Genomic DNA, 20,581 nt, shown 5'->3' with positions numbered 1-20,581 from the left:
AGGTGGAGCGCCACCCCGGTCACTCCCACAAGGAGCCGGGTTAAACCCTGGCCTGCAGCTTCTTCTCGATCACATCCATCAACATGCCGCCAATGTCCGTCCCGAACGCGTTGTCGATTTCGCGGATGCACGTCGGGCTGGTGACATTGATTTCGGTCAGGTGCTCGCCAATCACATCAAGCCCTACAAACAACAAACCTTTTTCCCGCAGCGTCGGGCCGATTTCGGCGGCGATCGCGCGATCGCGGTCCGTCAGGGGGCGGGCTTCGCCACGACCACCTGCTGCCAGGTTGCCTCGGGTTTCGCCGGCGGCCGGGATGCGCGCCAGGCAATACGGCACGGGTTCGCCGTCGACCATCAGAATGCGCTTGTCGCCGTCCTTGATGGCGGGCAGATAGGCCTGCGCCATGATCTGCTCATGGCCGTGCTTGGTCAGGGTTTCGAGAATCACCGACAAGTTCGGATCACCGACGCGGTGGCGGAAGATCGACGCGCCGCCCATGCCGTCCAGCGGCTTGAGAATGACATCGCCGTGCTTGGCGGCGAACTCGCGAATGATGTCCGCGCGACGGCTGACCAGCGTGGGCGGGGTGCATTGCGGGAATAGCGTGGCGAACAGCTTCTCGTTGCAGTCACGCAGGCTTTGCGGCTTGTTGACCACCAGCACGCCGGCGCGCTCGGCTTGTTCGAGCAGATAGGTGGAGTAGACGAATTCCATGTCGAACGGCGGATCCTTGCGCATCAGGATCACGTCGAGGTCGTCCAGCCCGCTGTCGACTTCGGCCTCCAGCTCGAACCAGTGGGCCGGGTCGGCGAAGACTTTCAGCGGCTTCATGCGGGCGCGGGCCTGGCCGGCGTCCTGATACAGGTCGTGCTGCTCCATATAGAACAACGACCAGCCGCGGGCTTGCGCTGCCAGGAGCATGGCCAGCGAGCTGTCCTTTTTATAGGAGATGCGCTCGATGGGGTCCATGACGATTCCCAGGCGAATGCTCATGGGTAATATCCTCTGATCGGTAATGGCCACGACAGGCCGAAAATAGGCGTCAGGGTGGCGCCGCGCCGGCTTTGGGTCAAGGGGCAAGGCTTTATGGATTGACCGTGGAGAGTGTGCTAAAAAGGCTCGGCATCCGGTGTCGCGCCAGCTGTCTTTGGCGCCTCCCGATGATCCCGACCCAAAACCAGATGCCCGGCAGAAGGCAACCCATCTGATTCGCCGCGGCGATGGTAGAGCAGATATGGAACAGCATTCAGCCCCATTGAAAGTGATGGTCATCGACGACTCCCGGACGATTCGTCGCACCGCCGAGACCCTGCTGAAAAACGTCGGCTGTGAAGTGATCACCGCCATCGACGGCTTCGACGCACTGGCCAAGATTGCCGACAATCATCCCAGAATCATCTTCGTCGACATCATGATGCCCAGGCTCGACGGGTATCAGACGTGCGCGTTGATCAAGAACAATCGGGCGTTCAAATCCACGCCGGTGATCATGCTGTCCTCAAGGGACGGGCTGTTCGACAAGGCCAAGGGGCGCATCGTCGGTTCCGATCAGTTTTTGACCAAACCGTTCAGCAAGGAAGAACTGCTCAGTGCGATCAAGGCCCACGTGCCCGGTTTCGTTGCAGTAGAACAACAACTATCTTGATGCCGACCCCCTCGTGCGGGACGGCTGTTTCTATGGGGAAGCACCATGGCTCGAATTCTCATCGTCGATGACTCGCCGACCGAAATGTACAAGCTGACCGGCATGCTGGAGAAGCACGGCCATCAGGTCCTCAAGGCCGAGAACGGTGCCGATGGCGTGGCCCTGGCCCGTCAGGAAAAGCCCGATGCCGTCCTGATGGACATCGTCATGCCGGGCCTGAACGGTTTCCAGGCGACCCGTCAGCTGACCAAAGACGCTGACACCAGCATGATCCCCGTGATCATGATCACCACCAAGGATCAGGAAACCGACAAAGTCTGGGGCAAACGCCAGGGCGCGCGGGATTACCTGACCAAGCCGGTGGACGAAGAAACCCTCATGAAAACCCTGAACGCGGTGCTCGCGGGCTGACCCCCGGCTGACGCTCATGGCTCAGTCACAAACCGCCTTCCAGCTGCTGCTCGATATCGACCAGCGCTGCCGCTCCCTCGCTGCCGGCCTGCCGCTGCAGGAAACCCGCCAGCAAGGCTGGAGCGGCATTGGCTTTCGCATGGGAGAGCGCCATTACGTGGCGCCCATGGGCGAGGTCGACGAAATCCTCCACGAGCCGCGCTGTGCGGTGTTGCCGGGTGCCAAGGCGTGGGTCTGCGGGATCGCCAATCTGCGCGGCCGCCTATTGCCGATCATGGATCTGTGCGCCTTCTTCGGCCACGAACTCTCACCCCTGCGCAAACACCGCCGCGTGCTGGTCATCGACTTCGAGGGTGTGTTCGTCGGTCTGCTCATTGACGAGGTGTTGGGCATGCAGCATTTCAGCGAGCGCAGCCTGATGCCTGAACTGGCGCACGACGGCGAACCCCGCGTCGCGCCCTACATACAAGGACGGTTCGTCCGTGAGCAGGCCTGGCAGGTGTTCAGCCCGCGCGCGCTGGTGCAGTCGGGCGAGTTTATGGACGTGGCGCTCTGATGCGCCGGGCTGAACAGTGCAGGTCCAGAAGGCTGATGCCCTCCCTCAATCGAACATCAGGCGGAGCCCTGAGCAATGAGTAATACCGGCAAGTCACTGGAAGGCGCGCGCAGCCGATCGCAGATCGTTGTGCTGTTCATCTGCCTCATCGTTTTCATCATGCTGCTGTTCGTCAACTTCGCGTACCTCAGCACGCAGTCCAACTACGACAAACAATATATCGGCCACGCCGGCGAGCTGCGCGTGCTGTCCCAGCGCATCGCCAAGAACGCCACGGAAGCGGCGGCGGGCAAGGCGGCGGCATTCAAGTTGCTGGCCGATGCGCGCAACGACTTCGACACGCGCTGGCAGTATCTGAAGAAAGGCGACAAGAACACCGGCCTGCCTGCTGCGCCAGCTGCGGTGAGCGATGAGCTGAAAGCGGTGCAGACCGACTGGGAAAACCTGCGCAAAAGCACCGACGTGATTCTTGCCCGTGAGCAGACCGTGCTCTCGCTGCATCAGGTGGCGGCAACCCTTGCCGAGACCATTCCGCAATTACAGATCGAATCGGAAAAGGTCGTCGACATCCTTCTTCAAACCCGTGCGCCCGCCAGCCAGGTGGCCCTCGCCCAGCGCCAGTCCCTGCTGGCCGAGCGGATACTGGGCGCGGTCAACACCGTGTTGTCCGGTGACGAAACGGCGGTTCAGGCAGCCGATGCGTTTGGTCGCGACGCCAGCCAGTTCGGGCGCGTACTCAACGGCATGCTCGAAGGCAACGCCACCCTGAAAATCGCCCAAGTCGAAGACCGCGATGCGCGGGCGCGGCTGGCCGAGATTGCCGAGCTGTTCCAGTTCGTCTCCGGGTCGGTCGACGAAATCCTCGAAACCTCGCCGGAGCTGCTGGAAGTCCGTGAAGCGTCGGGTAGCATTTTCAACCTCTCGCAAACCCTCCTCGACGAAGCCTCGGTGCTGGCCAACAGTTTCGAGCACATGGCCGGTGGTCGCGCAGCCTATAGCTATGGCGGCTACATTCTGGGCCTGCTGGCGCTGGCGTCGATCATCCTGATTGGCTTGGTGATGGTGCGCGAAACCAACCGGCAACTGCGCGAAACCGCCGAGAAGAACGAGCGCAACCAGAACGCGATCATGCGCCTGCTCGACGAAATCGAAGACCTTGCGGACGGCGACCTGACCGTGGCCGCCTCGGTCACCGAGGATTTCACCGGCGCCATTGCCGATTCGATCAACTACTCCATCGATCAACTGCGCGAATTGGTGTCGACAATTAACCTCACCGCCGAGCAAGTGTTCGGCGCCGTGAAGGACACGCAGACCACCGCCACCCAACTGGCCGCGGCGTCCGAGCATCAGGCGTTGCAGATCGCCGCGGCGTCCAATGCCATCAACGACATGGCGACTTCCATTGATCAGGTCTCGGCCAATGCGTCCGTGTCCGTCACGGTGGCCGAGCGGTCCGTGACCATTGCCAACAAGGGCAACGAGGTGGTGCACAACACCATCACCGGCATGGACAACATCCGCGAGCAGATTCAGGACACCTCCAAGCGCATCAAGCGTCTGGGCGAGTCGTCCCAGGAGATTGGCGACATCGTCAGCCTGATCGATGACATTGCCGACCAAACCAACATTCTTGCGCTAAATGCCGCGATCCAGGCGTCGATGGCTGGCGATGCCGGGCGCGGCTTTGCGGTGGTGGCCGATGAAGTGCAGCGGCTGGCCGAGCGCTCGTCGTCGGCGACCAAGCAGATCGAGACCCTGGTGCGCGCGATTCAGAACGACACCAACGAAGCAGTGATCTCCATGGAGCAAACCACGGCGGAAGTGGTGCGCGGTGCGCGGCTGGCGCAGGATGCCGGTGTCGCGCTCGAAGAAATCGAAGGCGTGTCGAAGATCCTCGCCGGGCTGGTCGAAAGCATCACCAACGCGGCGCAGCAGCAGGCTGCATTGGGTCAGCAGATTTCCTCGACCATGCTGGTGATCCAGCAGACCACCACACAGACCACTTCAGGCACGGCGGCGACCGCCCGAAGCATGGGCAATCTGGCGAAGATGGCCAGCGAGATGCGCCGCTCGGTGTCCGGCTTCAAGTTGCCGGCCTCGCGACATTGATGGCCTGCTTGATAGCCCGGTTAATAATCCAGTCAATGCACATGAAGCAGCGTCAAGGCACAGGCAACCGGAGTCACCATGGCTGACCGTCACGATTACGTGGCCCTGGAGTGGGTCAAAGGCGAAATAGCCGAAACCCTCACACACGCCCGACAGGCGCTGGACACGTTCGTCACCCTGCCGCACGACGCCGCGGCAATGGACGAGTGCCTGGAGCTCATCCATCAGGTTCACGGCAGCCTGCAGATGATCGAGTTCTACGGCGCCGCGCTGTTCGCCGAGGAAATCGAACAGCTGGCGCTGGCGCTCAAAGAGGGCCACGTCGCCCAGGAAAGCGAAGCGATCCAGCTGCTGAATCTGGCGATGACGCAATTGCCGGTTTACCTGGAGCGTGTGCACTCCGCCCGCCGTGACCTGCCGCTGGTGGTGCTGCCGCTGCTCAACGATTTACGCAGCGCCCGGGGCGAAAGCCTGCTGTCGGAAACCAGTCTGTTCTCGCCGCAATTGCTGTCTATCCCCGCTCTTGATGCTCAGGCATTGGCCGAACGCGACAATCCCGAATTGCCCGTGAAATTGCGCAAGCTGCGGCAGACGCTGCAAACCGCGCTGGTCGGGCTGCTTCGCGATCAGGACGTGCAGACTCAACTCGGTTACATGGGCAAGGTGTTCGCGCGGCTTGAGGTGCTGTGCGAGGACGCGCCCCTCGAACCGCTGTGGCGTATCGCGTCCGCGCTGGTCGAAACCATGCTCAGCGGCAATTTCACCAACAGCCCGGCGCTGCGCAGCCTGTTCAAGGATGCCGACAAAGAACTCAAACGTCTGCTGGATCAAGGCATTGAAGGCATCAATCAGCCTGCGCCCGACGAACTCCTGAAAAGCCTGTTGTTTTACATCGCCAAGTCCGACAGCGAGGCGCGGAAGATGACGGACTTGAAGGATCAGTACGCCCTCGCCGATGCGCTGCCGCACAGCGCCTTGGTCGCCGAAGAACGTGCGCGCATGGCCGGACCGGATCGCGACGCCATGCGCTCGGTGATCATCGCCCTGTGCGATGAGCTGGTGCGGACCAAGGAGCGGCTCGACGTTTTTGTGCGCGGGGACCGTCAGCACGTCAGCGAGCTGAACGCCTTGCTGCCCCCGTTGCGGCAGATCGCCGATACCCTGGCGGTGCTGGGTTTCGGCCAGCCGCGTAAAGTCATCATCGATCAGATGACCGTGGTGCAGGGCATGGCCCAGGGGCAACGCGCACCCGACGATGCCACCTTGATGGACGTCGCCGGTGCGCTGCTGTACGTCGAATCCACCCTCGCGGGCATGGCCGGAACGGTTAACCAGAGCAGCCCTGAAGAAAGCCGTCTGCCGACGACTGATCTCAGTCAGATTCACCAACTGGTCATCAAGGAAGCGCGCATCGTTCTGCAGCAGGCCAAGGACGTGATCGACGAGTACGTCGACGGTGAAATGGACCGGGCACGTCTGCTGCCGCTGTCGGAGCAATTGATTCAGGTGCGCGGCGCGCTGGCGATGATCCCGCTGGCGCGGGCATCCGGACTGCTGGCGGCCTGTAACGACTACATTACCGAACACTTGCTGGTTGACACCGAAAGCCCGGCGGCCTCGCAGCTCGATCACCTGGCGGACGTGATCATCGGCGTCGAGTATTACCTCGAACGCATGGCCGAAGACCCGGAAGCGCCGGGCGAACACGTGCTGGATCTGGCCCAGGAGAGTCTCGCCCGGCTTGGTTACTCGCCGGTCCCCGATGCACTGGATGTGCCGGTGCTCGAAGAAGTCATCAGCGAAGAAGAGCTGCAGGATTTGCACGAGCGGCAGGCCTTGGTCAGCCCAAGCCAGACCATCGCCGAAGTGCTGGCCAGCCCGCTGTCGGCGGTCAACCCGCCGGCGCGGAACATGCCGGCCAGTCTGTTGCCGCCGCCGAAGGGTGAGCAGGCGATCGATGACGAGCTGCGCGAAGTCTTCCTCGAAGAAACCGACGAGATGCTCGAAGCGTTGCGCGAGTACGTGCCGCGCTGGCTTGCCGATCCCGGCAACCTTTCGGCGCTGGGCGAGATTCGTCGCGCGTTTCACACGCTCAAGGGCAGCGGCCGGATGGTGCGCGCGCTGATTCTGGGCGAACTGGCGTGGTCGGTGGAAAACCTCCTTAACCGCGTGCTGGAGCACAGCGTCGAGCCGGACGCGCGGGTGCAGCAGTTGCTCACGGACGTACAGGCGTTGCTGCCGGACGTGATTCGCGATTTCGCCGAGGACGTTCAGCGTCAGCGTGACGATGTCGACCAACTGGCCGCCCAGGCCCATGCGCTGGCCCAAGGCGAAGCGAGTGACGTCGAGCCTGCGCAACGGCTGAGGGACGAAGAGGGTTTCGATCCGCAGTTGCTGGAGATCTTCCGTCAGGAAGCCCACACACACCTGAACACGGTGAGCCGTTATCTCGATGCTGCTCAGGGTGCCGATGCGCCGGTGTTCAGCAACGATTTGCTGCGCGCGCTGCACACCCTCAAGGGCAGCGCGTACATGGCGGGCGTCCTGCCGATCGCCGAGCTGGCGAGCCCGCTGGATCAACTGGTCCGCGAGTTCAAGACCAACCTGATCGAGGTCGGCCAGGCCGAGATCGGCCTGCTGCGTGCGGCCGGGCCTTTGTTTCATCTAGGCCTCGCCCAGCTGAATGTCGACCCGCTGATGCCCATCGAAGGCGCAGCCCCCCTGATTCAACAGGCCCAGGAGCTGCTCGACGCACGGCTGGCCGATGCCTTGAGCGACGACAGCAATGGCCTGCGCACGCGGCGTAATCCGCAGTTGATCGCGAGCTTTCTGGCCGAAGGCATGGACATCCTGCTGGACGCCGACAACTTGCTCAAAGACTGGCGCCAGCACCCCGGCCACCGCCAGGAATTGAACGCGTTGCTCGACGAACTGACCATGCTCGGCCACGGCGCGCACGTCGCCGACCTGCCCCAGGTCGATGAGCTCTGCGAAGCGCTGCTCGACCTGTATGGCGCCGTAGAGGAGAGCAGCCTTGCCGTCAGCGAGCGTTTTTTCGACGAAGCCGAAAAAGCCCACGAAGCACTGATCAACATGCTTGATCAGGTCGCCGCCGGACAGGAAGTCCAGCCGTGCCCTGAGCGCGTGAGCGCCTTGCGCGGTCTGCTCGCCGAGGCGCTGGACCCCGGCGCGATGGGGGTGATCAAAAGTAATGGCGCCGGAGCAACAAGCATCACGGAGATGGAAGAGGTCAGCGAACGCCTCGCTCAACCCGCCCGGCCTTCGCGCGATGATTTCGATCAGGAAATCGTCGAGATCTTCCTCGAAGAGGCGGTGGATATTCTCGACATCGCCGGTCCTGCGCTGCAACGCTGGCTCGACGACCCGGAAAACCCGCTGCCGCTGTCATCGTTGCAACGTGACCTGCACACCCTCAAAGGGGGCGCGCGCATGGCCGAAATCGGGCCGGTGGGCGACCTCGGCCATGAGCTGGAATCGCTCTACGAAGGCCTGATTGATCGACGTTGCGGTTACTCGCCACAACTGGCGGAGCTGTTGGTGCACAGCCACGATCACCTGTCGCTGATGCTTGAACAGCTGCAGCACCGTTCGGCATTGACCAGTCCCGCGCCGCTGATCGAGAAGATTCGCGAGTTTCGCCAGCGCAATTGCTACCTCCTGCCCAATGACGGCCAGACGCGCAATGTCAGCTCGATGATTCACTCGCTGGACGAACGCGATCCGGAACTGCTGGAAATCTTCCTCGAAGAAGCCGACGACATCATCGAGAGCAGCAGCGCGGCGTTGGTGCGCTGGCAGACCGATCCGCAGAACATGCTGGAAGTGGAAAACCTGCTGCGCGATCTGCATACGCTCAAGGGCGGCGCGCGCATGGTGGAGATTGCGCCGATCGGCGACCTGGCCCATGAGCTGGAGTCGCTGTACGAAGGACTGTCGACCGGCGCGCTGAAAAACAGCGCGCTGCTCAACGGCCTGATGCAAAGCGGCCACGACATGCTCGCCGACATGGTCGATGCCGTTCGCGGTTACGAGCCATTGCCCAACCCGGCGCTGCTGATCGAGAGCATCGGTCATTACACGTCATCCGGGGCCGCCCGCGAACCTGTCGAAAAACCTCAGGAGGCGCCGGCTGTGCTGCCCGCGCCGGTTGTTGATACGGCGGCGCAGGCCGAGGCCGACGGCGAGCGCACCGGCCCGGAGATGATCAAGGTACCGGCCGAGCAACTGGAAGACCTGGCGAATCTGGCGGGGGAAACCTCGATATTCCGGGGCCGTGTCGAGCAGCAGGTCAGCGACGCGCAGGTCACACTGGTCGAGATGGAAACCACCATCGAGCGGATGCGCGATCAACTGCGCCGACTCGATATCGAAACCCAGGGCCGTATTCTCAGCCGCGATCACCCCGTTGATCGGCGCGGTTACGAAGCATTCGACCCGCTGGAAATGGACCGGCATTCGCAGCTGCAGCAGTTGTCCCGCGCGCTGTTCGAGTCCGCGTCCGACCTGATGGACCTCAAGGAAACCCTCGACACCCGCGCCCATGAGGCCGAGACACTCTTGCAGCAACAGGCGCGAGTGAACACCCAGCTTCAGGAAAGCCTGATGCGCACGCGCATGGTGCCGTTCGAGCGCATGGTGCCGCGCCTGCGCCGGATCGTCCGTCAGGTGTCGGGCGAGCTGAACAAGAAGGTCAAGTTCGACGTCATCAACGCCGAGGGCGAGATGGACCGCAACGTGCTCGAACGCATGGTCGCCCCGCTGGAGCACATGCTGCGCAACGCCGTCGATCACGGGCTTGAGAGCGTCGAGGAACGCCTGGCCGCCGGTAAATCCGAGTGGGGCCATATCACGCTGAGCCTGGCCCACGAAGGCGGCGACATCGTTATCGAGATGCGCGACGACGGCGCCGGTGTCGACTTCGAGGCCGTGCGGCGCAAGGCGATCAAGCGCGGCATCATCAGCCCGGACGCCGAGCTGAGCGAGCACGACATCCTGCAGTTCATCCTGCGCCCGGGCTTTTCCACCGCCGAGACCATCACCCAGATTTCCGGGCGCGGCGTCGGCATGGACGTGGTGCACGCCGAGGTCAAGGATCTCGGCGGTTCGATGGTCATTGATTCCAAGGCGGGAGAGGGCGCGCGTTTCCGTGTCCGCTTGCCGTTCTCGGTGTCGGTCAATCGCGCGCTGATGGTGCAGTGCGGCGAAGAACAGTACGCCGTGCCGCTGAACAGCATCGAGGGTATCGTGCGCGTGATGCCGAGCGAGCTGGAGACCTGTTATCAGTCCGTGCCGCCGCGCTATGAATACAACGGGCGAACCTACGAGCTGCGTTATCTGGGCGAGCTGCTCAATAACGGTCATCCGCCGAAACAGGGCGGCCAGACACAGACCCAACCGCTGCCGGTGCTTCTCGTGCACGTACACGATCAATGGATTGCGGTGCAGGTGGATACGTTGGCCGGCTCGCGGGAGATCGTGGTGAAAAACCTGGGTCCGCAGTTTTCGTCGATACCCGGCATTGCCGGCGCGACTATTCTGGGCGACGGCCGCGTGGTGCTGATTCTCGACCTGTTTGCGCACATCCGGCGTTTTCACGCCAAGCTGCTGGCGTTGCAGGTCGCCGGGCATGCGCCGGTGCGCTATGTCGAACCCGAACAGGCGCGGCCGTTGCTGGTGATGGTGGTGGATGACTCGGTGACGGTGCGCAAGGTCACCGGCCGCCTGCTGGAACGCAACGGCATGAACGTGCTGACGGCCAAAGATGGGGTCGATGCCATGGCGCTGCTGCAGGAGCACACCCCGGACATCATGCTGCTGGACATCGAAATGCCGCGCATGGACGGCTTTGAAGTCGTCAGCAAGATCCGCGGAGACGACGCCCTGAAGCACCTGCCGATCATCATGATCACGTCGCGATCAGGGCAGAAGCACCGCGACCACGCCATGGCGCTGGGGGTGAACGAATACATGAGCAAGCCGTATCAGGAAGCCGCTCTGTTGCAAAGCATTGCTCACTGGAGCCACGTCCATGTCTGACACCACGACGCAAACGGCGCGGCTGACCAGCCTGACCGGATTGCTCATCCCCCTCAGTGATCGGCACCTGCTGCTGCCCAACGTTGCCGTTGCCGAACTGATCGACTATCAAGACAGCGTTGCCGACCCCGCCGCACCGCAGTGGTATTTGGGCCCGATCAACTGGCGCCACCGCAGTCTGCCGCTGCTCAGTTTCGAAGCCGCCTGCGGCAGCCGCGCCCGTGTCGGAGGCCGCGCCCGCATCGTCGTGCTCAACGCCCTCGGCGGCCGCCCTGACCTCAAATTCATCGCGCTGCTGACCCAAGGGATTCCGCGCTCCTGCAAACTCGACAGCCAACTCAGCTACGTCGACGTGCCGCTGGCCGAGCTGGAACTGGCCGCGGTGCAAGTGGGCGAGACAGTCGCGAAGATCCCGGACCTCGTGGCGCTGGAAGAGTGGCTGGTGGAGGCGGGGTTGGTTCAGATGACGCCGAATTTGTAAGAGACGCCCCGGCTTTCAAACGCCGCAGATTAAATGCTGGACACAGCCCCTGTGGGAGTGAGCTTGCTCGCGAAAGCTGCATTTCAAACGCTGAAGATTTCGTGCCGGACACAGCCCTTGTGGGAGTGAGCTTGCTCACGAAAGCTGCATTTCAAACGCTGAAGATTTAGCGGCTGTCCCGGCTCTTTCGCGAGCAAGCTCGCTCCCACCATTTGATCTCCAGCATGCTCAACTTGTGTCTGTCTGGAGCATCCAGGAACTGCCAGCGGAAGCCGGCTCATATCAGGCTGAAGTATTTCGCTTTTACAGATTCGATATCGGTAAGGTTTGCTGCGTTGGCATCTGCTATGCCGTCCGAAATAGCCTGCATCTGGCGCATCTCGGCTTCCAGGTAGCGGCTCAGTGCTTGCTGAAGGTGATATTGCCGATCACGCCCAATCCCTCCTAGACGATGAGCCGAATAAACCGCATATTCGGCTCATACCTTGAGCCGAATATGACGGGGTCTGGCAGAGTTGATGCTGGATGCCACCCAACAACATGACGCCCCGCTGACGTCCGAACGGCTGATGCATTGGCATCGCTTGTTGTTTCCCGAGACGAGCGCGCTGACGGCATATCCTGTTCAGGTCGGGACGCTCAGAGGGCTTGAGCCCATGCACGTTGTGTCCGGTCGCATCGACCGGCCCGTGGTGCATTTCGAAGCACCTCCGCGCGAAGGCCTGGAGCAAAAGCTCGATGACTTTTTCTACTGGTTCAACAGTAGCCGCGCCGACCCTACCCTCGACCCGCTGATCCGCGCGGGCGTCGCACATTTCTGGTTCGTGACGCTGCACCCGTTCGACGATGGCAACGGACGTTTGACCCGCGCAATCACGGATCTGGCCATGGCCCAGGGCGAACACCAGGCCATACGCTTTTACGCCATGTCCGTCAGCATCCTCGCCCGCCGTCAGGACTACTACCGGATTCTGGAGGCGACCCAGCGCGGTGGGCTGAATATCACTGAGTGGCTCGTTTGGTTTTTGCAGACGCTGCTCCATACGTTTGAGCAGGCCATCCAGCGCATCGACCGGGTTTTGGCGAAGGCGAGATTCTGGCAAGCCCATCGGGATGACGGGCTATCCACCGAGCAAATCAAAGTGCTCAACCGTTTGCTGAATGGCGACCTGTTGTCGGAGAGGCCGGACGCGGGCTTCACCGACGGCATCAGCGCCGCTCAATACCAGGCGGTCGCCAAGGTCAGTAAAGCCACCGCCACTCGGCATCTCGCAGATCTGTTGGGAAAAGACTGCCTGCATAAACTCCCGGGCGGCGGGCGCAGCACCCGCTATCAGATCAACTGGCCCGACTGATCATTACTCTCACGGTAATGATTCGCGCATTTGCTTGATTGATGCCGAGCCACCGCCCCTCCTAATCTGCCCCACGACAGCGAACTCGTGGAGTCAGCATGACCACAACAACGAAACTTGACCCGCGCTGGTCGCGTCGTCGCACTGAAAAACTGCGACGGCTCGACCTGGTGCGTTCCTTCGCCGATGGCGTTGTACTGCCCACCGACAAGATTGTCGCGGCGCTTGAGGCGCTGATTGCGCCGGGCGATCGCGTGGTACTTGAAGGCAATAACCAGAAGCAGGCGGATTTCCTTTCGCGCTCACTGGTGAAGGCCGATCCCGGCAAGCTCCACGACCTGCACATGATCATGCCCAGCGTGGGTCGGGCCGAGCATCTGGACCTGTTCGAACGTGGCATCGCCCGCAAGCTGGATTTCTCTTTCGCCGGTACCCAAAGCCTGCGCATCAGCCAGTTGCTGGAAGACGGGCTGCTGGAAATCGGCGCGATTCATACCTACATCGAGCTGTATTCCCGGCTGCTGGTCGACCTGATTCCCAACGTCGTGCTTTCGGCCGGTTTCATGGCTGACCGCGCCGGCAATATCTACACCGGCGCCAGCACCGAAGACACTCCCGCCCTGATCGAACCGGCCGCCTTCAGCGACGGCATCGTCATCGTGCAGGTCAACCAGTTGGTGGATGACGTCAGCGACCTGCCGCGCGTGGACATCCCGGCGTCATGGGTCGACTTCGTGGTCGTCGCCGACAAGCCGTTCTACATCGAGCCGCTTTTCACCCGCGACCCGCGTCACATCAAGCCGGTGCACGTGCTGATGGCGATGATGGCGATTCGCGGGATCTACGAGAAACACAACGTCCAGTCCCTCAACCACGGCATCGGCTTCAACACCGCGGCGATCGAACTGATCCTGCCGACCTACGGTGAATCTCTGGGCCTGAAGGGCAAGATCTGCCGCAACTGGACGCTCAACCCACACCCGACGCTGATCCCCGCCATCGAAAGCGGCTGGGTCGAAAGCGTGCATTGCTTCGGCACCGAACTGGGCATGGAAAACTACATTGCGGCACGGCCCGACGTGTTCTTCACCGGTCACGATGGCTCCATGCGCTCCAACCGGATGATGTGCCAGCTGGCCGGGCAATACGCGGTTGACCTGTTCATCGGCGCCACGCTGCAAGTCGACGGCGACGGCCATTCCTCCACCGTCACCCGCGGGCGCCTCGCCGGCTTCGGCGGCGCGCCGAACATGGGCCACGACCCGCGCGGCCGACGTCACGCCACGCCTGCCTGGCTGGACATGCGCCAGCAGAGCGGTGACGGGCCGGACGCCTATCTTGAGCGCGGCAAGAAGCTTGTCGTGCAGATGGTCGAGACGTTTCAGGAGGGCGGCAAACCCACGTTCGTCGAGACCCTGGACGCCGTCGAAGTCGCGAAAAAAAGCGGCATGCCTCTGGCGCCGATCATGATCTACGGCGACGACGTCACCCATCTACTGACCGAAGAAGGCATCGCCTATCTGTACAAGGCGCGCAGCCTGGAGGAACGTCAGGCCATGATCGCCGCCGTCGCTGGCGTGACCTCCATCGGCCTGCGCCACAACCCCAAAGACACCGCCCGGATGCGCCGCGAAGGGCTGATTGCGCTGCCTGAAGACTTAGGGATTCGCCGCACCGACGCCAGCCGCGAACTGCTTGCCGCCAAGAGCATCGCCGAACTGGTGGAATGGTCCGGCGGTTTGTACAACCCGCCTGCGAAATTCAGGAGCTGGTGATGCGCGCATTCAACGTAGCTTTCGATGCCTTCGATGCAACGACCAACCCTGCATCACTGGCAGAGCGCCTGGCCGATCTGGCGGTGGATGCACTGATCGACGAAGCCGACCTGTCGCCAAAACCGGCGCTGGTTGATCGTCGCAGCAGTGGCGCCCACACGGATTTGCACTTGGGTCTGATGCACGCATCAGCGCTGTCGCTATGGCCCGCGTTCAAGCAGATGGCCGACGCCGCCATTGCCATCGGCGAGATCAATCCGCTGTTGCGGGAAACCATCGGACGCCTCGGTCGCGAAGGCGAAGCGGCGATGATGCGCACGACCAACGGGGTGAATACCCATCGCGGCGCGATCTGGGCACTGGGTTTGCTGGTCACCGCTGCAGCGCTGAATCCCGATCACATTTCCCTGGAGGGGCTGTGCCAACGCGCCGGCCAGCTGGCATTGATCGAGGATCGTCACCAGACCGCCAACCAGAGCCACAGCCTGAGCCATGGCCAAACCGTTGCGCAGAAATACGGTGCAATGGGCGCCCGGGAGCAAGCGCAAGCGGGTTTCCCTGCCGTCACTCAAACCGGTTTGCCGCAACTCATCCGCAGCCGCGCCGCCGGGCATGGCGAGCAAAACGCGCGACTCGATGCATTGCTGGCGATCATGACCACGCTGTCCGATACCTGCGTGCTGTATCGCGCGGGTGAAGCAGGCCTGCACGCCATGCAACACGGTGCGCAGCGGGTGCTGGACGCCGGCGGCAGCGCGACCCTCAGCGGCCGTCGCGCGCTGAATCAGCTGGATCAACAACTGCTAGGCCTGAACGCCTCCCCCGGCGGCGCCGCCGATTTGCTCGCCGCTTGCCTGTTTATTGATCGCCTGGAGCCTACGCTCGGCGATGAAACGAGGAACGTCTGATCATGGAAACCCTGTCTTTTGAATTCCCCGCCGGGCAGCCGCCAAGGGGGCGTGCGCTGGTGGGTTGTGTCGGTTCGGGTGATCTGGAAGTGCTGCTTGAACCGGGCCAGCCGGGCAAGCTGACGATTCAGGTGCTGACGTCGGTCAACGGCAGTTCGGCGCGCTGGGAAAACCTCTTTCAGCGCATGTTCGACGGCCAAACGCCGCCGGCCATGAGCATCGACATTCATGATTTCGGCGCCACGCCGGGCGTGGTTCGGCTGCGCCTGGAGCAAGGTTTCGAGGAGGTCGGTCATGACTGACAGCACGCGGCTTCTGCAGCAGCACAGTTTCGTCGAGCTCGGCGCCCGGCAACGCGCGCGCGCACTGCTGGATGACGGCAGTTTTCGTGAGCTGATCGATCCCTTCGAGCGCTTCGTCTCCCCTTGGCTCGCCAAGCAAGGCGTCGTCCCCCAGGCCGACGATGGCGTGGTGATCGCCAAAGGCACGATCGAGGGCAAACCGGTGGTGATCTGCGCCATCGAAGGCGGCTTTCAAGGCGGGAGCATGGGCGAAGTCGGCGGCGCGAAGATGGCTGGCGCGCTGGAGCTGGCCGCCGAAGACAATCGCAAGGGCATTCCCACCGCAGCCGTTCTGTTGCTGGAAACCGGGGGCGTTCGCTTGCAGGAAGCCAATCTCGGACTGGCGGCCATCGCTGACATTCACGCCGCGATTGTTGATCTGCGTCGCTATCAGCCGGTGATCGGCGTAGTGGCAGGCAGCGTCGGCTGCTTCGGCGGCATGTCAATTGCGGCGGGCTTGTGCAGTTATCTGGTCGTCACTCAGGAAGCGCGTCTCGGCCTGAACGGCCCGCAAGTGATCGAGCAGGAAGCCGGCATTGAAGAATACGACTCCCGCGACCGGCCCTTCATCTGGAGCCTGACCGGGGGCGAGCAACGTTTTGCCAGCGGTCTGGTGGACGCCTTTGTCGCCGACGACATCAGCGCCATTCAGCAACAGGTGCATGCGTTGTTGCACAAGGGCAAGCCCGAGCAGGAACGCAGCAGTCGATACGCCTGGTTCCTCGAGCGTTTGTCGCACGTGGACACCGCCCAGCAGATAGCGCCCGCTTCGGTGCGCGCTGCCTATCAAGGAGACCGGTCATGAGTGCTTACTCACTCCGTGGATTGAACTGGTTTAACGCGCTGGCCGCAAACGCCGCTGAAGTGGCGGGGCTGCCTGCGTCGGTGAAAGCAGCGGATGGCGTACTGGGTGATCTCCCGGCGCGATTCCTGGCGGTGGTCGCTGACCCTGCCAACCGTTTCCCCCGCGCCCAAAACGGCGAAGTCGGATTGCTGGAAGGATGGGGTCTGGCCCAGGCCGTGGACGGCGCCATCGAACTGGATCAGAACAGCGACACCAAGCGCACGCTGATTGCGATCATCGACGTGCCGAGTCAGGCCTATGGTCGCCGCGAAGAAGTGCTGGGTATTCACCAGGCACTGGCCGGCGCGGTAGACGCCTATGCTCGGGCGCGCCTGGCCGGGCATCCGGTGATTGGGCTGCTGGTGGGCAAGGCCATGTCGGGGGCCTTCCTCGCCCACGGCTATCAGGCCAATCGGCTGATTGCCCTGCGCGATCCGGGCGTCATGGTTCATGCCATGGGCAAGGCATCTGCAGCGCGGGTGACACTGCGCAGCGTCGAGGAACTGGAAAAACTCGCCGCCAGCGTGCCGCCGATGGCCTATGACATCGACAGCTACGCCAGCCTCGGTTTGCTGTGGGAAACCCTGTCGGTCAGCCAGATCGAGCAGCCCAGCGTTTCGGATATCACCCTGGTTCAGGACTGCCTGATTGCAGCGATCAAAGACACCCTCGCCGGCGCCAATGACCTGAGTTCACGCCTCGGCGCGCCGAACCGTGGGGCGTCGTCGAAAGTCCGCGAGCTGTTGCGGACGCAGTGGTAATGAGTGCTTTCCAGCCGGTGCTGCCCCACGACCTGTTGTGGGGTCTGCCGACGGCTGCGTTGCCGATCGACGCGCCGGCGTGGGCGTTCGAGGCCATCGGCCTGGGTCATCCGGTGGTAGTGCGCCGCGCTCGTGTCGGGGCAGGACTGGTGGCGGTGGGCGTGAGAGGTCAGTCCCGGGATCAGCGCTACGCCACTCACATGAAACTTGATGATGTGCAGCGGCGCGTGCCGCCTGAAGAGTTGATCGCCATGGCGCCCGAAGCTGACTGGCCGGCGTTGCGCGCCTTGCAGCAGATTCGTCCAGTGATGGACGCGCTCGGCCTGTCGTGGGGCGTGGCGGGTGGCGCCGGTTTTGAGCTGGCGAGTGGCGTGGCCGTACTGCACGCGGACAGCGACCTCGATCTCATTCTGCGCACCCCTGAATGCTTTGATCGCCAGCACGCCGCGCGTTTGGTCGAGCAGCTTGCCGGCGCGGTCTGCCGCATCGACCTTCAGCTGCAAACCCCCTTTGGTGCAGTCGCGCTGCGCGAGTGGGCAGGACCGTCACGCCAGGTGCTGCTCAAAGCCGAAGACGGCGCGCGGCTTGTGGATAACCCTTGGCTGGCGCAGGCGGTTGCGGCATGAGCAGTTTCTGGGCGTTTCCCGGCCAGGGCGCGCAACAGCCGGGCATGCTCCATGGGCTGCCGGAGCATCCCTTGGTTGAACAGTGTCTGGCAGAAGCGAGCGCTGCATTGAGCGAGGACGTCCTGACGCTGGATACGGCCGCCTCCCTGCAATCGACGCGAGCTGTTCAGCTGTGCCTGTTAATCGCGGGCGTCGCGTGCGCCCGGGTGCTGATGGCCGATGGGAACACCCCCGACATGGTCGCAGGTTTGTCCATCGGTGCTTATCCGGCGGCAGTGATCGCGGAGGCTCTGGATTTTTCAGATGCGGTGCGTCTGGTGGCGCTGCGGGGTGAGCTGATGCAAAGCGCTTATCCACAGGGCTACGGCATGACCGCGCTGATCGGGCTGGACCAACCTACGGTCGAAAGCCTGATCGCACGCATTCACAGCGTTGAGACGCCGGTCTATCTGGCCAACATCAACGCTGATACCCAGTTCGTTATTGCTGGCCGAGACGAAGCCATGACGGCCGTCGCTGCGCTCGCAAAAGAGCAGGGCGCTGCGGCGGCCAAGCGGCTGGCGGTCAGCGTGCCGTCCCATTGCGAACTGCTGGCCGAACCGGCACGCGCCCTTGCCGATGCATTCGCACGAGTTTCCGTGAAAGCGCCGACGCTGAAATACCTCAGCGGCAGCACCGCGCGGCCGATGCTCAGTGCCGACAAGGTCCGTGACGATCTGGCGTTCAACATGTGCCGGGTGATCGACTGGCGCAGCACGGTGCAAACCGCCTACGAGCGAGGTGCGCGGCTGCACATCGAGTTGCCGCCAGGCACCGTGCTGACAGGCCTGGCGCGTCGCGTTTTCGAACAAGGATCGGTCGTCGCCTTTCAGGGCGCCCGGCTGGACACGCTCAGCGCGCTGTCGCGAGAGGAGGAACGCCGCCACTCATAAACCGACTGCTGCTTTCGAAGGAACACAAAAACAACAACTTCGACGATGCAATTTGAGGATAAGAACAATGGTGATTTATGGCGTGGCGTTACTCGCAATCTGCACCCTCGCGGGGGTGATTCTCGGTGATCTGCTCGGCGTGCTGCTGGGCGTAAAATCCAACGTGGGCGGCGTGGGGATCGCGATGATCCTGCTGATCTGCGCGCGGCTGTTCATGCAAAAGCGCGGCGGCATGAGCGAAGGCTGCGAAATGGGCGTCGGCTTCTGGGGCGCCATGTACATCCCGGTCGTCGTGGCCATGGCCGCTCAGCAAAACGTCGTCACGGCGCTCAAGGGCGGGCCGATCGCGGTCATCGCGGCGGTGGTGTCAGTAGTGGTCTGTGGCTGCACGATTGCAGTCATCAGCCGCATCAACAAGGGCGAGCCACTGCCCAAAGAAGACGAACTCGCGCACCCGCTGCCGGTGATCGCGCCGACTGTTTCGCCAGCAGGAGGCCGCTGATATGTGGGAGCTCATTCAGAAAGACCTGATCAGCCAGGGCCTGGTCACCGCGTTCGCCGTCGTGGGCGTGGTGATGTGGATTTCGGTGGTGCTGTCCAAGCGCCTGACGTTCGGGCGCATTCATGGCTCGGCCATTGCCATCGTCATCGGCCTGGTCCTGGCGTGGGTGGGCGGCACGATGACCGGCGGCCAGAAAGGGCTGGCGGACCTGGCGCTGTTCTCCGGGATCGGCCTGATGGGCGGGTCGATGCTGCGTGATTTCGCCATCGTCGCCACGGCCTTCGAAGTGCAGGCCACCGAAGCGAAAAAGGCCGGCTGGATCGGCGCGTTCTCGTTGCTGTTGGGTACGTTGCTGCCATTCATTGTCGGTTGCTGTGTGGCGTACGCGTTTGGCTATCGCGATGCGGTGAGCATCACCACCATTGGCGCGGGCGCGGTGACGTACATCGTCGGGCCGGTGACCGGTGCGGCGCTGGGCGCGACCTCGGATGTGATGGCGCTGTCGATCGCGACCGGTCTGATCAAAGCCATTCTGGTGATGGTCGGCACCCCGATGGCGGCGCGCTGGATGGGGCTGGATAACCCGCGTTCCGCGATGGTCTTCGGCGGTCTGGCCGGCACTGTGAGCGGCGTGACGGCCGGATTGGCGGCGACGGACCGGCGGCTGGTGCCTTATGGTGCGCTGACGGCGACCTTCCACACCGGGCTCGGCTGCCTGCTGGGCCCGTCGCTGCTTTACTTCATCGTGCGCGGGATTTTGGGCTGAGGCTTTGGGATGCGTGGCCTCAGCAACGTGCTGCCGTTCCGCGCCAGGACGCTGATGTATCTGCCGGCATCGGAATTGCGGGAGCGAGCTTGCTCGCGAAGGGGCCGGTACATCCGCTACAAATTTAGCGCTTGAAATGCCGTCTTCGTGAGCAAGCTCACTCCCACAGGGGATGTGTTTGATGCAAGAAAGCGCGGTGTAGAAGACGCCGCAGATGTATCTACTGACAGGTAATTTGTGGGAGCGACCGGGGTGGCGATCCACCTTGCTCGCGAAGGGGCCGGTACATCCACCAAACTTTCAGCGGCTGAAATGCCGTCTTCGTGAGCAAGCTCACTCCCACAGGGGATGTGTTTGATGCAAGAAAGCGCGGTGTCAGAAGGCGCCGCAGATGTATCTACTGACAGGTAATTTGTGGGAGCGAGCTTGCTCGCGAAGGGGCCGGTACATCCACCGAACTTTCAGCGGCTGAAATGCCGTCTTCGTGAGCAAGCTCACTCCCACA

General features: G+C 62.7%; 16 protein-coding genes and 1 pseudogene. 16 read left to right on the top strand and 1 reads right to left on the bottom strand.

Going from position 1 to position 20,581, the window contains the following annotated elements; genetic code table 11:
* Positions 1-40 precede the first annotated feature (40 nt).
* Positions 41-997, bottom strand: a complete 957-nt coding sequence (gene gshB / locus AC07RO_RS22765) for a glutathione synthase (RefSeq protein WP_495087132.1) — start codon at positions 995-997, stop codon at positions 41-43.
* A 241-nt stretch (positions 998-1,238) separates the two neighbouring features.
* Here gshB and pilG point away from each other — a divergent pair, with 241 nt between their 5' ends.
* The 16 genes and pseudogenes from pilG (at position 1,239) to madM (ending at position 20,076) form a co-directional block, all read left to right on the top strand.
* Positions 1,239-1,649: a twitching motility response regulator PilG gene (gene pilG, locus AC07RO_RS22760; protein ID WP_065991170.1), complete on the top strand. Its 411-nt coding sequence runs from the start codon at positions 1,239-1,241 to the stop codon at positions 1,647-1,649.
* Positions 1,650-1,694: 45 nt separating this feature from the next.
* Positions 1,695-2,060, top strand: coding sequence for a twitching motility response regulator PilH (gene pilH / locus AC07RO_RS22755; protein ID WP_065991171.1), 366 nt, complete (start codon positions 1,695-1,697; stop codon positions 2,058-2,060).
* Positions 2,061-2,076: 16 nt separating this feature from the next.
* Positions 2,077-2,616, top strand: coding sequence for a chemotaxis protein CheW (locus AC07RO_RS22750; protein ID WP_346627243.1), 540 nt, complete (start codon positions 2,077-2,079; stop codon positions 2,614-2,616).
* A gap of 75 nt (positions 2,617-2,691) precedes the next feature.
* On the top strand, positions 2,692-4,728 hold the full coding sequence (locus tag AC07RO_RS22745) for a methyl-accepting chemotaxis protein (RefSeq protein ID WP_192172971.1): 2,037 nt from the start codon (positions 2,692-2,694) through the stop codon (positions 4,726-4,728).
* A 78-nt stretch (positions 4,729-4,806) separates the two neighbouring features.
* Positions 4,807-10,785: a hybrid sensor histidine kinase/response regulator gene (locus tag AC07RO_RS22740; RefSeq protein ID WP_495087131.1), complete on the top strand. Its 5,979-nt coding sequence runs from the start codon at positions 4,807-4,809 to the stop codon at positions 10,783-10,785.
* Positions 10,778-11,266 carry a chemotaxis protein CheW gene (locus AC07RO_RS22735; RefSeq protein WP_423573795.1) on the top strand — a complete coding sequence of 163 codons (489 nt, stop codon included), beginning with the start codon at positions 10,778-10,780 and terminating at the stop codon, positions 11,264-11,266. Before AC07RO_RS22740 ends, AC07RO_RS22735 begins: the two co-directional genes overlap by 8 nt.
* Positions 11,267-11,769: 503 nt before the next feature.
* A pseudogene (locus AC07RO_RS22730) lies at positions 11,770-12,621 on the top strand (Fic family protein); the annotation flags it as partial.
* A 98-nt stretch (positions 12,622-12,719) separates the two neighbouring features.
* Positions 12,720-14,396 (top strand): malonate decarboxylase subunit alpha, encoded by a 1,677-nt coding sequence (gene mdcA, locus AC07RO_RS22725; protein WP_346627240.1) that lies wholly within the window; start codon positions 12,720-12,722, stop codon positions 14,394-14,396.
* Complete coding sequence (locus tag AC07RO_RS22720; protein ID WP_495087130.1) at positions 14,396-15,304, top strand: triphosphoribosyl-dephospho-CoA synthase; 909 nt, start codon at positions 14,396-14,398, stop codon at positions 15,302-15,304. Before mdcA ends, AC07RO_RS22720 begins: the two co-directional genes overlap by 1 nt.
* 2 nt (positions 15,305-15,306) lie before the next feature.
* Positions 15,307-15,606 (top strand): malonate decarboxylase subunit delta, encoded by a 300-nt coding sequence (locus tag AC07RO_RS22715; RefSeq protein ID WP_133775589.1) that lies wholly within the window; start codon positions 15,307-15,309, stop codon positions 15,604-15,606.
* Positions 15,599-16,450 (top strand): biotin-independent malonate decarboxylase subunit beta, encoded by an 852-nt coding sequence (locus AC07RO_RS22710; RefSeq protein ID WP_495087129.1) that lies wholly within the window; start codon positions 15,599-15,601, stop codon positions 16,448-16,450. Before AC07RO_RS22715 ends, AC07RO_RS22710 begins: the two co-directional genes overlap by 8 nt.
* On the top strand, positions 16,447-17,250 hold the full coding sequence (gene mdcE / locus AC07RO_RS22705; protein WP_495087128.1) for a biotin-independent malonate decarboxylase subunit gamma: 804 nt from the start codon (positions 16,447-16,449) through the stop codon (positions 17,248-17,250). Before AC07RO_RS22710 ends, mdcE begins: the two co-directional genes overlap by 4 nt.
* Positions 17,250-17,876 (top strand): malonate decarboxylase holo-ACP synthase, encoded by a 627-nt coding sequence (locus tag AC07RO_RS22700; protein WP_495087127.1) that lies wholly within the window; start codon positions 17,250-17,252, stop codon positions 17,874-17,876. The genes mdcE and AC07RO_RS22700 overlap by 1 nt, the downstream gene beginning before the upstream one ends.
* Positions 17,873-18,808 (top strand): malonate decarboxylase subunit epsilon, encoded by a 936-nt coding sequence (mdcH, locus tag AC07RO_RS22695; RefSeq protein WP_282368576.1) that lies wholly within the window; start codon positions 17,873-17,875, stop codon positions 18,806-18,808. The genes AC07RO_RS22700 and mdcH overlap by 4 nt, the downstream gene beginning before the upstream one ends.
* A 67-nt stretch (positions 18,809-18,875) precedes the next feature.
* Positions 18,876-19,310 carry a malonate transporter subunit MadL gene (gene madL / locus AC07RO_RS22690; RefSeq protein WP_192172962.1) on the top strand — a complete coding sequence of 145 codons (435 nt, stop codon included), beginning with the start codon at positions 18,876-18,878 and terminating at the stop codon, positions 19,308-19,310.
* A 1-nt stretch (position 19,311) separates the two neighbouring features.
* Positions 19,312-20,076, top strand: coding sequence for a malonate transporter subunit MadM (gene madM / locus AC07RO_RS22685; protein ID WP_122624431.1), 765 nt, complete (start codon positions 19,312-19,314; stop codon positions 20,074-20,076).
* Positions 20,077-20,581: the final 505 nt, after the last annotated feature.

It is taken from the genome of Pseudomonas sp. GW821-FHT07F05, assembly GCF_059418765.1.
This window is presented reverse-complemented; position numbering and strand designations above follow the sequence as displayed.